The sequence below is a fragment of the Wolbachia endosymbiont of Oedothorax gibbosus genome (assembly GCF_936270435.1).
Classification (GTDB): domain Bacteria; phylum Pseudomonadota; class Alphaproteobacteria; order Rickettsiales; family Anaplasmataceae; genus Wolbachia.
Genome location: NZ_OW370567.1, coordinates 1,473,944 through 1,487,640 on the forward strand (window position 1 = coordinate 1,473,944; position 13,697 = coordinate 1,487,640).

The window sequence follows — 13,697 nt, forward strand, 5'->3', positions numbered from 1 at the left end:
TATTTAACCTGTAGAATTAGACCATTTAATTGAGCAGCCAATACTTGATTTTTGGTCAGTTGGAGAATTACCAGTTTCTGCAATAAATTTCATAGCTTGAAATAAGTCACTACTTCCTACTTCATAGCTTTGAACCTTTTCTTTTTTTGTGTCGTTAAAACGTCCACGATAGCAAAGGTTTAAATTGGAATTAAAGCCAAAAAAGTCAGGAGTGCAAACAGCCCCGTATTCTTTAGCTATTTTCTGTGTACTATCAATTAAATATGGAAATGTAAACTTATTTTCCTTGGCAAAATTAATCATATTTTCAAAGGAATCTTCCGGATATTCATTTACATCATTTGGCATTATTGCAACGGTGTTTACCTGATAATCTTTTCTCAATTGATCAACATCGCTTACCAGATTGCTAATAATTGACTGAACGTAAGGACAGTGATTGCATATAAATATTACAATAAGACCATTTTTTCCACAACAGTCACTTAATGTATAGTATTTATTGTCTACTCCCAAAAGATTAAAATCTTTTGCAGTAAAACTAAAATCGACTTCAGGAGTATTCAGAGCAACCATAGAATATTATTATACCATATATAATTTACGGTCTTGTTATTTAAATGTCAAACGGTTTCTATGTATACTGTTTGCATATTCTTTTTTAATATTATAATTATAAAACTTATGTTCATAACTTTCGAAGGAATAGACGGCTCTGGTAAAACAACACAATCTAAGCTACTTGCAAATCATTTTAAGCAAATTCGCGGTGAAAATAGCGTAGTATTGACTCGAGAACCAGGCGGCACTGATTTTGCAGAAAAGATAAGAGGAGTGTTGTTAACGAATAATATTGATCCTATTTCTGAACTCTTGCTGCTTATCTCGATGAGGCACGAACATATGAAAAAATTAATATTACCAGCTCTTGCAGAAGGAAAAATAGTGATTTGTGATCGGTTTATTGATTCAACTATTGCATACCAAGGATATGGGTTTGGAGTTGATTTAGAGCTAATAGAAGATTTGCACAGGTTGGCTGGAGTTAGATATCCAGATATTACATTTATTCTAGATATTGATGTTAAAGTTGGGCTCAGCAGAGCAAAAGATAGAAATAAATATGAAGAAATGGATGTTAATTTTTATAATAAGGTCAGAAAAGGATTTCAGGAAATAGCCATAAAAGAGCCCGATAGGTGCCATGTTATCACTGAAATTGAAACAAAAAATGATAATCAAGTACACAATGAAATTATTAGACTTCTTACATAACCCAAACTAAAAGGCAATTATTTTTGGCGTTTTTTGTAACAGCTGATAATTGTGATTTAAGTCCTTCACACTCCGTTCCTGTCGTCCCATTCTTCTGTCATCCGAGTAGCCCCTTCTCCTGTCATCCGAGTAGCCCCTTCTTCTGTCATCCGAGTAGCCCCTTCTTCTGTCATCCGAGTAGCCCCTTCTCCTGTCATCCGAGTAGCCCCTTCTCCTGTCATCCGAGTAGCCCCTTCTCCTGTCATCCGAGTAGCCCCTTCTCCTGTCATCCGAGTAGCCCCTTCTCCTGTCATCCCAATGCTTCCTTCTCCTGTCATCCCAGTGCCCAGACACTGGGATCCAGGAAAGTTTGCTTGTAAGCAAGCAAACTAGCACAGAAAGTGGTTACAACATTTTCGATGAGATTATATGGAAAACTGGATCCCAGTGTCACGCACTGGGATGACAAAAAAAGGAGCGCTGGAATGACACCCTCTTAACCCCAGTTATGGATTAACCAACGAAGTAAAGCTGAGAAATACAGGGCTTTTTCGATTGCATTGAATAAGAAATGAGGGTAGAAAAAATATGTACCAAGAAATTTACTGTGGATCTATGCCGAGTGTGCTCAAGTTCAAATTTGTTTTTTAGGCAGCCAAAAACCGTTTCAACAATCGATCTTTTCCCTAGTAAAATCTTCTCTTTCAGCGAAATCAGTGCATTTTTCATACCTTTTTTCACTTTAGTGACGAGTTTTAGACCTCTATCGAATAGTTTCTCAAAGAGCTCTTTCTTTATATAGCCCTTATCTCCAAACAAAAGTCCAGTTAGTTTTTTGGTTAGAGTTGGTACAGGTTTTCTGTCATCGACGTTACCTCTGGTTAGCGTAACACCTTGAATTTCACCTATTTCATTGATTACTACATGTAATTTAAAACCAAAAAACCAGCCGTAAGTATTCTTTCCTAACTCTGCTAATCCTTTGAAAACCTTATTTCTTGAGATTCTTTTTCGATGGCATACTGCTATTGAAGTAGAATCTATGTAGGAAATCCCGGTCATTTTTGCTTGTTCACAAAACCATTGCAAAAGTAATGCTAAATACCACAAAACTCGCGGCTTTAAGGCAATAAATCTGTGATATGAAGGCAGCTTTGAAAACTCTGATCTATAGAATAACTGAAGATAACAAAGATAAAAAGCCTTGAAGTTTTTACATGGTGATTTATGGTATAATAGGATTATGGTTAGAATTTCTGAGTGCGCTATTTCTGGTACTCTGGTTGGTTTTTTGCCGTTTGATAAGAACCTATTTGCAAAATTATCATCTACCGCACGACAAAAATCCTCGACGCAACAGTACAGTTCTGTAATATCTTTCTTCATGGGTAACCTCTTATTATTACTAAAATACTCGAGTTTACCCTGTTTCCCTCTTCTTAGTTATACTTTTATCTATTTTCTAATCCATAACTGAGGTTCTTAGTAGAGATCGCTTTTGTAATTGCAACATTCGTGCAATCTTTAGCCATAAATATTTAAGAAATTTACCAAATAAAAAAAAAGGCAAAAGAAGCCCTGGTCATCGTCTATTTTCAGTATTGGCGTTTTTTTAAGTCTTAAACACTGCAATTTAGCTGCTTTTAAATGCAACTCACCTTAGTTTAAATGTTTAAGAAATTTACTAAGCAGAAAAAAAGGCAAAAGATATCCCGTGTTAGCTAGTTGTCACTCTCTAATCCTGCAAATCGGCGTACTATACTGTCTTAAACAGCGCGTTTCAGCTTGAAAACCCAGAAATGTTGTGAAGACATAAGGTGCACATAGTGCAAAAAATTAAAAATAAGACGCCAATCACGTAATACTGTTGTCGTTTAATCTGCACAGATTGAAGATAACTGAATATCTTCAGTCTCATGATAAGGGGGCTGGCGGAGTTTGTCAAGGAATTTTAGCTACGTTTCTGTGAGTCAGATAGCTACCTGATGACGCCATTGCTGCAACTAAAAACTTTCATTTAGCAGTTAAACAAGGCCAAATTTAATAGAGAGAGGATTTTTTTACTTTCTCATTCTTCTCATTTTCCTCTCTGACAATTTTTTTTCCGTTTAGTATATCCTTTATTTCATCTCCTGTTAAAGTTTCAAACTCCAGTAGATTTTCAGCAATAAGATCTAAGCCTTTCTTATGCTTGGTCAAAATGTCTTTTGCTTTTTCATAGCAAGAAGACACAACTTTCTTCACTTCTTCATCTATAAGTTTTAACGTATCTTCAGAAATTATCTCAGAACCATGCATATTTTGTTCGCGATTGTGATAGATCGGGCCTATTTTGTCACTCATTCCCCATTTTGTTACCATGGAACGTGATAAATCTGATGCTAGTTTTATATCTGAAGATGCGCCGCTTGTGACTTTATCGTAGCCAAAAATTAGCTCTTCTGCCACACGTCCACCCATTGCAACAGTTATATCTGCTAGCATCTTTTCTCTTGTGAGGGACACTCTATCTGTCTCTGGTAGTCTCATAACTAAACCGAGTGCCCTACCGCGTGGAATAATTGTTGCCTTGTGTATAGGATCAGAAGCAGGCATATTAACAGCAATCACCGCATGACCAGCTTCATGGTATGCAGTCAGTCTCTTTTCCTCTTCTGTCATAATGAGAGATCGCCTTTCTACGCCCATCATCACTTTATCACGTGCATATTCGAAATCGTCCATAGTAACAATCTTCTTGTTTCTTCTTGCAGCAATAAGCGCAGATTCATTCACCAAATTTGCTAGATCAGCACCTGAAAAACCCGGTGTTCCTCTTGCAACTGTTTTCACATTTACATCAGGGGCCATTGATATTTTCTTTATATGAGTATTTAATATTTTCTCACGTCCATTTATATCGGGTAAGGAAATAGTAATCTGCCGGTCAAAACGACCAGGCCTAAGCAGTGCTGGATCTAAGACATCCGGACGGTTAGTCGCAGCAATTATTATTACGCCCTCATTAGATTCAAAGCCATCCATCTCAACTAATAACTGATTTAATGTTTGCTCTCTTTCGTCGTTGCCGCCACCAAGGCCAATGCCACGATGTCTACCCACCGCATCTATTTCATCTATAAAAATTATACAAGGAGCATTTTTCTTGCCTTGATCAAACATATCACGAACACGACTTGCACCAACACCTACAAACATTTCAACAAAATCAGATCCAGAAATACTAAAAAATGGCACATTAGCTTCACCTGCAATTGCACGAGCAAGTAAAGTTTTACCAGTTCCAGGAGAGCCAATTAAAAGGCACCCTTTTGGTATTTTTCCACCTAATATTTGAAATTTTTGCCTTTGTTTAAGGAAATCAACGATTTCTACTAGCTCTTCTTTTGCTTCATCAATTCCGGCAACATCATCAAATGTTACTTTTTTTCCACTAGTCATGAGTCTAGCCCTTGACTTGCCAAAGCTTATAGTTCTGTTGCCCCCCGCTTGTGTTTGTTTAAGAAAGAATAGCAAAAAGCCAATAAAGATAAATGTTGGGACCCATGAGATAAGTAATCCACCAATTACGTTTATGGCAGAATCTCCAGTTGAAAAGGAGAATCTCACTTTTCTATCATGTAAATTTTTTATTAGATCGCTATATATAACACCGCTTGAGTTGAAACTTGAACCATCCCTAAACTTGCCCTCAATATTCTGGTTTTTTATGACAATATTTTCTACATCATTTTCTTCTAGTCTAGTTAAAAATTCCGAAAAAGGTATGATTGTTTTACTGCTACCTATATTTCCGCTGAACTGAATATAAGCAACTGAAATAAGAACAATAATTACTAACCAGATCAATAAGCCTTCTAAAAATTTTTTCATCGTTACTTTTAACTAGATATCAATTAAGCTTACCAGATTTTGTTTTATTACGCTATTAGTAATGCATTGTATCTCATCGTCATTGGCATTTTCCCCATTATAATTTGTATGAGGATAAGCCAGTTTCAAGAGGTAAGTTCCTTGACAGCTTGATTTTGTAGTTGTTGAGTGTTAGCTTGCATAATAAGAGGGATAACATTATCATTTGCCTGTTGTTTTCTAGCCTTTTCCTGCTCCCTTTCTTTCTCAGTTTCTTTTTGAATCTCTTCAAGTGGTTTTGTAAAATCACCCATAGTAATTTCTATTGTGCTTTCTTCGCTTCTTTTGATACGATTCCTAGCATTGCGTTTTGCAGAATCTACTAAAATAGATAACCTTCTTCCTGAAAAATTTTTAGTTTGCTGCGCGATGCTCTCTAAGTCTACATCCGATGATTTTTTCACATCTTTTATATTTTTCTCCAATATTTCCTTGCGTTGGGCCTCACCTGGTAAATTAACCTCAATTCTTGTAAAACGGTCACGCAGTGCTGGGTCTAAAACCTCCAGATAATTAGTTGCAGCAATCACTTTCACACCTTCATTAGACTCAAGTCCATCCAACTCGGTTAATAACTGCTCCAAAGCTTCTATATATACTTGAGCACCACTACCTGTATGATCACGACGATCTTTACCAATAGCATCAAACTCATCTATAAAAACTATACAGGGAGCACTTCTCCTTGCATCCTCAAAAAGTTCACGTATACTTTTTGCACCGCTACCAACGTACTGATCAACAAACGCAGATGCGGAAACACCTTTAAATGACACTTTAGTTTCAGTTGCAATTACTTTAGCAATCATAGTTTTACCAGTTCCCGGCGGACCGTACAAGAGTAATGCTGCATTCTCCTTAATTTTTAGCTCGTTATTTATTTGTTTATCCTTGTCCGATTGAAACTCACAAAACTCTCTTACTTGTTGTTTTATATCGTCTTGCAATATAATATCATCAAGTGTTACTTCTTCTATCCTATCTGATTTTGTAGGGGTATTGTTGTTTTTGTTGGTAAGTTTTTCTAATGCACCTTCAAGATCATCTTCGGTAACATAGGTTTCCACGTCCGTTCTTCCTATATGGGATGCGGCGTTAAATTTTACTGTATTTACTAAGCTATGCAACATACCTAATGAAAACCCTTCAGTTTTGTTTATAATTTCTTCCAAACTTACACCTTGTTCTACTCTTCCCTTTAGATGTGTATCTAATGTCTGCTTGCGTAGGTTCTCGTCTGGTTGAGGAATGTGAATTTTCCCAAGGTAATAACTGCGCTCAACCAATTGCTGATCTAAAGCATCTACACTTTTAGCTGAAACAATTAATGTTACATCAGACTTCAACTTAGACAATTCCTCTAATCGTGTGAGCTGAGTCTCTTTATCGTATCGTGTACTAGCATCTATTCCATCTATAAAGACTATACAACGAGGCTTTTTCTTTGCGTCTTTTAAAAGATTATCATACTCACTAAAATAACTTATGGAAAGCTCACGCCCACTAATGCTTAAAAATGGCAAATTAGTTTTAGTTGCAATTGCTTCAGCTATTAAGGCCTTACCATTGCCTGGTGGGCCATGTAAAATGTAAGTTATTTTTCCAGTAACGTTTAGTTTTTTTAATTTTTCTCTCCCTTCTTTTGACAGATTATTACAAATCACCTGTAGCTCTTTTTTTACTTCATCTGTTGCTATAACGTCATCAAGTGTTACTTTTTGCTCGGTTACATCTCTCTGTTCAGGTACATTTTTTACTTTAGGTGATTTCATTAGCTCATAAACACCGACACATATTGCTCCAAACACAAGAAGTGCAGTTGCAGTACCTGCCACTGCACAAGTTACTACGGCAGATTTTATAACTATAGGCATGAAAGATATAGTGGCAGCAGTAGCTTTAATGCTAGGCCACGTAAGATAAATAAGGTAAATAAAAGCGGTGATTGCTAGACACAGCAAAACAAATTTAAAAAACCCTCGCCAAGTTATCTTCATATAATACCTCACTAAGATAAATTTTCATCATTGATCATAACATATCGATAATACAAGTCTTTTTTGTATTATGCAACTAATAATGAATTGAACCTTATTACTATTGATGTCTTTTCCATCATGACTTACATAAGGATAAGCAAGCACCTTTCCATCTTTTAGCACTACAGGCAAAGAATAGAAAACTTCAGGGCAGCAGTTGTAATCCTTCAGAAATTCAGGAACTTTTTGTGTTTTTTTTAATGGAGCAATGATAACTGAACACTCTTGATTTCCAAGTATTGTGCAGCTAAATCTGTTATCCCATTCAATAGGATCGTTTAATGGCAAGCTTACAGTACTTTTCTGTATCTTTGACGATTCTCTAATTATTAAGATATTTTCTCCATATTTTCTTATTTTGCACCCAGAAAGTGTGCAGTTAACATTACTATCCTTTTGCAATATTTTATTAAATATTACGATAAGGCTGTTGTACCTTGGTTTATAATGTTTACTAGCAATTGCCATTATAGAGTAAAGAAGAATTCTCAAAGCTATTTCCTCTGGCAATTGATAAAATTCACTTAGTTTAATTTCAATATAACCAAGATAATGAACATTAACACAGTCATTAAATGCAAGGCGTGTGTAGTGCATCAACGCTTTTGCAGCTCTTTTCATATGAAGGGCTGTGAGGCATATTCGCTCTGTTAAAATCTCTTGATTGTCACTTGCTTTAAGTAAGTTACGGTATAAAGTTCGCCTGTATTTTAAGTTATAGTTGCTTCTATCTTCAATCCATTTTAACCGGTGAAGCTTAGCGTACTTTTCTATTTCACTACGACTAAAATTTAACAATGGCCTAAATATATAAATACCATTTAGGAAAGACTTGTAGTCCATTGATGATAATCCATCTACGCCACTACCTCGCTCTAATCTTAATAAGAACGTTTCTGCTTGATCATCTTTGTGATGAGCGACGAGCAAACATTTAACATTATTGTTTTTACACCACTCTGCTAGTAACTTATACCGTGCTTTTCGTGCCTGTAACTGAATATTACCTTTAATGTTTTGCTTTTCCCAATTTAATATGAACGATTCCTTTACTCCAAGTTCTTTTGCATAACTTATAACAAAATCAGCTTCTTTTTGAGACTCTGAACGTAATCCATGATTTACTGTTAATGCTATAGGAAGTGAAAGCTTGTTTTTTTTTGCCCAGTTGGTCATTAAGTGCAGTAAGACTGTACTATCTACACCACCTGATACTGCAACTGCAATTTGATTATGGAAAGCAAAGCTATTAGCTATATTTTGAAATAATGACTCTAATTCCATTATGTCTCTTGATGGCCAGATAGTCTCTACATCATACTGCGACTTATTTGCGATATATATAGATTCTGCTAATAAGCAGCGGAATTGCTCTCTTTTGTCATCCCAGTGCCCTTTCTTTATGTCATCCCAGTGCTTGACACTGGGATCCAGGTTTTAATCTATTTCTTTATTCCAGAAAATGAAAATTCCACTCTACGATTTTTAGCATGCTCTTTTTCGTATTTAGAATTTCTAGAATCATCTTTTACATTAACTAAAGGCTCAGTTTCACCCTTAGAAGCAGTTTTTATTCTGTTTTCTATGTAGGGTGTACAACTAACCATAAATTTTTTAGCTGCATCTGCCCTTTTAGCGCCTAGCGCAAGATTATAATCATGAGAACCACGGTTGTCAGTATGACCAGTTAAAGTAACCTTTGCGTCAGGGTTATCTTGTAACACCTCCATTACGTCAAGTAATGCATCTGCACTTACTTCAGTAATACTAGATTCATCATAACCAAAGAAAACTCTTTTATCACCTATCTGCTTAACAACAGAATGCATTTTATTTGTTGTATTTGCTCCTTTTTTTGGGCAAGAACTTACACCAGTAAGTAGCAAACAAAAACAGCACATTATAACCAGTCTACTCCACATTACTAAACCTCCATAAATTTTAAAATAGTGCGTAACTTTAATTTCAGTAGTTAATAATCTCTCCATATTGTAATATAGTCAAGAGAAATAAAATACTAAATACTTTTTCTACAACCTTACAATTAATTTTCTTATAATATGCTGGACTCTGAGTAAAAAAATCCAATAAAGGAATAAAATGTGCAATTTTTTATTGTACTTTAAGCAAATATACTTTTAACTTTATTATTAATCTATTACGGTATTAAACAGATGTTTTCTAAAATAATGAACAAATATGAAATCTTATAAGTTTTTAGAGGAAGTATTATATAGGGTAAAGAATATCGAAAATACGCTAAAAATACTAAACCAAAGCCAATTGAATGCAGAGGACAAAGTTGAACAAATGGGTCTTCTAGAAGAAATCAGACATGAAATTATCTCTCATGACGTAATAAAGGAATCATTAGCAGATGCTCTTGGTAACAAAAAAAGTGCAAATACTCAGCAGCTAAAGTTAATAGAGAGAATACATAAAAGCAACAGTGCTGTTCCTATTGATTTAGTAAAGTCTTTATCCAAAGCTAAGGTTGAATGCCAAAATTTATGGAAGCTATCTCATTCTGAAACCAGTAACTTAGAAAAGCTAAAAGAACGTTTTGCTGATTTAATCAAACTCATTCGTGAAGTAACTTCTATAAAATCGCAGCAATTAAAATGCTCAAAATACGACTCACTGCTTGCTGGCTATGACTCTGATATCACAGAAAAGAATATAAGGGAAATATTCCCCAAGGTAGGCAAATTTTTTAGCGAAAATGTGGATAAAATAATTGAAAAGCAGAAAAAGGATAAGGTTGCTAATATACAAAAAGTTGCTACTCAGAAACAGATTGAACTTGGCTCATTATGTTTACAGCAAATGGGTATTGCACTAAATGAGATTCGTACTTCTTATTACTACCCTATAGATTATGATGAATCTGATTTTTGTTATGGTTTATTTTCACTTTTACGGCATAGTGGTTATGCAATTTATCAAAAATGTTTAGCGCAAAATTCTATAAGTAGCCCAATTACGAGACATGTTATGTATGAGGCTCAAGGGTTATTCATGGAAAGGATGATTGGAACATCCAGAGAATTTATTGAGTTCATTCAACCACACATAAAAGAGAAATTTGCTATAAAAGGCAAAACTAATAGCAGTGTTGAAAATTTGCACTTGGTTTTCAATGAAATAAACCTTTCCCCTTCTTTAAAGAACGCAGATGAATTTAGTTTATTGGCTCACATTATGCTAAGAACCAAGTTAGAACAAGATCTAATAAATGGTACGTTAGAAATCAAAGATCTGCATGATGCATGGCTTGAAGGTATGAAGCATTATAAAATTCCAGTAAAAGCCAAAAATGAGCTGGACACTTATTTTCAAGATGAATATTGGGCAAGCGGTGTTATGGGCTACTTTCCTATAAAAATTATTGCTTTAATTGCTGCTGTGCAGATTTTCTCTTGCGTTAAAAAGAATCATTACGAATCATTAAGTGCTATAATAAAAGGAGATTTTAGTTTACTTATCAGTTGGTTATCTCAAAATGTATACAGTGCAAAGTATAGCCTTTTGGAACTGCTAAAAAAAGTAACAGGTAAAGGTTTAGACGTTGAGTGTGTTACTTACTACCTATCTGAAAAGTATAATTTGTCTCAATAAAATGGTTTTCTTGAGTTATGTATGAATTTTGTTCGAAAATTGACCGGAAAGTTTTATAGCCTTTTTACTTTCAAAGGTTTGTTTGCTAGCGATATTGCCATAGACCTTGGTACTGCAAACACTTTAGTTTATCAGAAAAATCAGGGAATAGTGCTTGATGAACCTTCAGTTGTAGCAAGAATAAAAGAAAAAGGAAGCTACGTTCCTTATGCTTTTGGTAAAAAAGCTAAAATGATGCTTGGAAAAACGCCTGGAGAAATAGAGGCGATAAGGCCCTTAAAGGATGGAGTTATTGCTGATTTTAAAAGTGCGGAAGAAATGCTAAAATATTTCATACGCAGTGCGAACACAAAATTCACTGTTAATAAACCTAATATTATCATATGCGTCCCATCTGGATCCACTCCAGTTGAAAGGCGTGCTATACAAGATGCAGCAGAAAGTGCTGGTGCAAATGAAGTATTTTTAATTGAAGAACCAATGGCTGCAGCAATCGGAGCTGGCCTCCCGGTTACTGAACCTGAAGGTTCTATGATTGTTGATATAGGAGGAGGTACAACTGAAGTTGCAATTATTTCTTTAGGCGGAATTGTTTATTCACGTTCTGCCAGAGTAGGTGGCGATATTATGGATGAAGCAATAAAATCATATATTCGTGAAAATCATAAGTTATTAATCGGTGAAACAACTGCCGAAAAAATTAAAAAAAGCATAGGTTCAGCCAATCTGCCAGGTGAAAATAACAAAGAGGGAATGATAATTAAAGGCAGGGATTTAGTGAGTGGCATGCCAAAAGAAATGCTTTTATCAGAATACCAAGTTGCAGAGAGTTTAATAGAGCCTGTACATCAGATAATTTCTGCTATTAGGACTGCACTGGAGAGCACTCCGCCTGAACTTTCTTCCGATATAGTCGATAGAGGAATAATTTTATCCGGTGGCGGCGGATTATTGCGTAACTTAGGCAAAGTTATCAGTGAAACAACAAAATTACCAGTCCGTGTTGCAGATGACCCACTGTGTTGTGTTGCGCTAGGTAGCGGTAAAGTGCTTGAAAACATGGATTATTTTGGCCATGTTTTATTCAAGCAAGATTAAATTGTTTTTGAAGGTAGTTTATCGAATTGTTTTGATGGAATTATGTAATATAAATGAGATCCCAGTGTCACGCACCAAGTAATTTGAAGGCAACTTCTAGCAGAAAAGGGTGTCATCCAAGTAGCGTGACACTGGAATTTGACTATAAATAAGTATGCTGTTTCGATGAAATTGTGTAATAGAAACTAGATTCCAGCGTTTAACACCAAGTTTGTGTTTATAAATTATATGCTAAAAGAATTTGAAATTGAACCTTTGTTAAAAGATAAAGCTCCGCACCAGACCAAGGCTATTGTTGCAATGTCCGGGGGAGTTGATAGCTCCGTTGCTGCAGCACTGCTATATAACTTTGGGTACCAGGTGATAGGTGTAACTCTTCAACTCTATGGCACCGACGGTAATGCTAACGCAAGAAAGGGCGCATGTTGTGCTGGACAGGATATTTACGACGCTAAGCGTGTAGCTGAAAGTGTTGGCTTTCCTCACTATATTTTAAACTACGAGGAAATATTCAAAAAGGAAGTAATAGAGGATTTTGCGAGTACCTATATGCGTGGGGAAACTCCCATACCATGCGTAAAATGTAACCAAACGGTAAAATTTCGTGATCTATTGCAAGTTACGAAAGATCTTGGTGCTGATGTGCTAGTTACAGGACATTACGTGAGGAGATTAGAAAAAAATGGTGAGGTAAAGTTGTGCAGAAGCATTGATAAAAGTAAAGATCAAAGTTATTTTTTGTTTGCTACAACAAAGGAGCAGTTGAAGCTTTTGCGATTTCCACTAGGTGGGTTCTATAAAAGTGATATAAGAAAATTAGCAAAATATTTTAGCTTACAAATTTCTGAAAAGCCGGACAGTCAAGATATATGCTTTGTTTCCGAAAGCTATAGTAAAACAATAGCTAAATTAGCTCCACAATCCGTACAGAAAGGCAAAATTGTGGATGTAAATGGAAAAGTGCTAGGTGAGCACAGTGGCATAGTAAATTTTACAGTAGGACAAAGAAAAGGCTTGGGCATCGCACACAATGAACCTCTTTACGTAATAAAAATTAATACAGAGAATAATGAGGTTATAGTAGGTCCGATCAACGCATTAATGCAAAAAAAAATATTGATCAAAGAGTTAAATTGGTTAGAACAACCAAACGAAGGTATGGAAGTAACTGTGAAGCTGAGATCATCACATGCGGGAAGTTTAGCAACAATACATTCAACTGACGAAAAAAATAAAGCCTGTGTCATTTTAAACGACGATTACTTTGGCATCAGTCCAGGTCAAGCCTGCGTGGCATATAAAGGTGAACAAGTTATCGGTGGAGGATGGATATGCTCTTAACTAAAGGCTTTAATGCAGAGTGTAAACGTACAATAAACTTCTTGCATAACCATATAACATTGGGAATAGAAACAAAAAAATCCCTTTACAAACTCCTTCAACCCCCTTATCATGATACTGAAGGTATTCAGTTATCTTCATCTGTGCAGATTAAACAGCAAGAAAACAACGTAGTTGGCGTCTTATTTTTAATTTTTTGCACTATGTGCACCTTATGTCTTCACAGTATTGCTAGCTATATAAGCTGAAACGCGCTGTTTAAGACAGTATAGTACGCCGATTTGCAGGATTAGAGAGTGAACACTAATTACCACGGGGTTTCTTTTGCCTTTTTTTCTGCTTAGTAAATTTCTTAAACATTTTAGCTAAGGTTAGTTGCACTTAAAAGCAGCTAAATTGCAGTGTTTAAGACTTAAAAAACGCCAAGTACTGAAA

The 13,697-nt window shown here is 35.5% G+C and carries 11 protein-coding genes; 4 read left to right on the forward strand and 7 right to left on the reverse strand.

What is annotated here, in order from left to right; translation table 11 throughout:
• Nucleotides 1-3: 3 nt before the first annotated feature.
• Nucleotides 4-576 (reverse strand): thioredoxin family protein, encoded by a 573-nt coding sequence (locus NBW39_RS07460; protein ID WP_250295072.1) that lies wholly within the window; start codon nt 574-576, stop codon nt 4-6.
• A 108-nt stretch (nt 577-684) separates the two neighbouring features.
• Here NBW39_RS07460 and tmk point away from each other — a divergent pair, with 108 nt between their 5' ends.
• Entirely contained in the window at nt 685-1,275 is a 591-nt protein-coding gene (gene tmk, locus NBW39_RS07465; RefSeq protein WP_250295073.1) for a dTMP kinase, read from the forward strand.
• A 6-nt stretch (nt 1,276-1,281) separates the two neighbouring features.
• Here the strand turns inward: tmk and NBW39_RS07470 are convergent, their stop codons facing one another.
• The 6 genes from NBW39_RS07470 to NBW39_RS07495 form a co-directional block, all read right to left on the reverse strand.
• Nucleotides 1,282-1,638 (reverse strand): hypothetical protein, encoded by a 357-nt coding sequence (locus NBW39_RS07470; protein WP_250295074.1) that lies wholly within the window; start codon nt 1,636-1,638, stop codon nt 1,282-1,284.
• A 129-nt stretch (nt 1,639-1,767) separates the two neighbouring features.
• Nucleotides 1,768-2,640: an IS982 family transposase gene (locus tag NBW39_RS07475; RefSeq protein ID WP_250294632.1), complete on the reverse strand. Its 873-nt coding sequence runs from the start codon at nt 2,638-2,640 to the stop codon at nt 1,768-1,770.
• 654 nt (nt 2,641-3,294) lie between these two features.
• Entirely contained in the window at nt 3,295-5,127 is a 1,833-nt protein-coding gene (ftsH, locus tag NBW39_RS07480) for an ATP-dependent zinc metalloprotease FtsH (protein WP_250295075.1), read from the reverse strand.
• Nucleotides 5,128-5,252: 125 nt separating this feature from the next.
• Nucleotides 5,253-7,163, reverse strand: coding sequence for an AAA family ATPase (locus NBW39_RS07485; RefSeq protein WP_250295076.1), 1,911 nt, complete (start codon nt 7,161-7,163; stop codon nt 5,253-5,255).
• A 27-nt stretch (nt 7,164-7,190) separates the two neighbouring features.
• Nucleotides 7,191-8,489 carry a tRNA lysidine(34) synthetase TilS gene (gene tilS / locus NBW39_RS07490; protein ID WP_250295077.1) on the reverse strand — a complete coding sequence of 433 codons (1,299 nt, stop codon included), beginning with the start codon at nt 8,487-8,489 and terminating at the stop codon, nt 7,191-7,193.
• A 158-nt stretch (nt 8,490-8,647) separates the two neighbouring features.
• The gene (locus NBW39_RS07495; protein ID WP_250295078.1) at nt 8,648-9,127 is read right to left on the reverse strand and encodes an OmpA family protein; all 480 of its coding nucleotides are present in this window, start codon (nt 9,125-9,127) and stop codon (nt 8,648-8,650) included.
• A gap of 277 nt (nt 9,128-9,404) precedes the next feature.
• On the opposite strand from NBW39_RS07495, the gene NBW39_RS07500 reads away from it, so the two are divergent.
• The 3 genes from NBW39_RS07500 to mnmA all read left to right on the forward strand — a co-directional run bounded on the left by NBW39_RS07500 (nt 9,405) and on the right by mnmA (nt 13,262).
• Nucleotides 9,405-10,823 carry a gluzincin family metallopeptidase gene (locus NBW39_RS07500; protein ID WP_250295079.1) on the forward strand — a complete coding sequence of 473 codons (1,419 nt, stop codon included), beginning with the start codon at nt 9,405-9,407 and terminating at the stop codon, nt 10,821-10,823.
• Between the two features lie 21 nt (nt 10,824-10,844).
• On the forward strand, nt 10,845-11,921 hold the full coding sequence (locus tag NBW39_RS07505; RefSeq protein ID WP_250295080.1) for a rod shape-determining protein: 1,077 nt from the start codon (nt 10,845-10,847) through the stop codon (nt 11,919-11,921).
• A gap of 228 nt (nt 11,922-12,149) precedes the next feature.
• Nucleotides 12,150-13,262: a tRNA 2-thiouridine(34) synthase MnmA gene (gene mnmA, locus NBW39_RS07510; protein ID WP_250295081.1), complete on the forward strand. Its 1,113-nt coding sequence runs from the start codon at nt 12,150-12,152 to the stop codon at nt 13,260-13,262.
• The last annotated feature ends 435 nt before the right edge of the window (nt 13,263-13,697 follow it).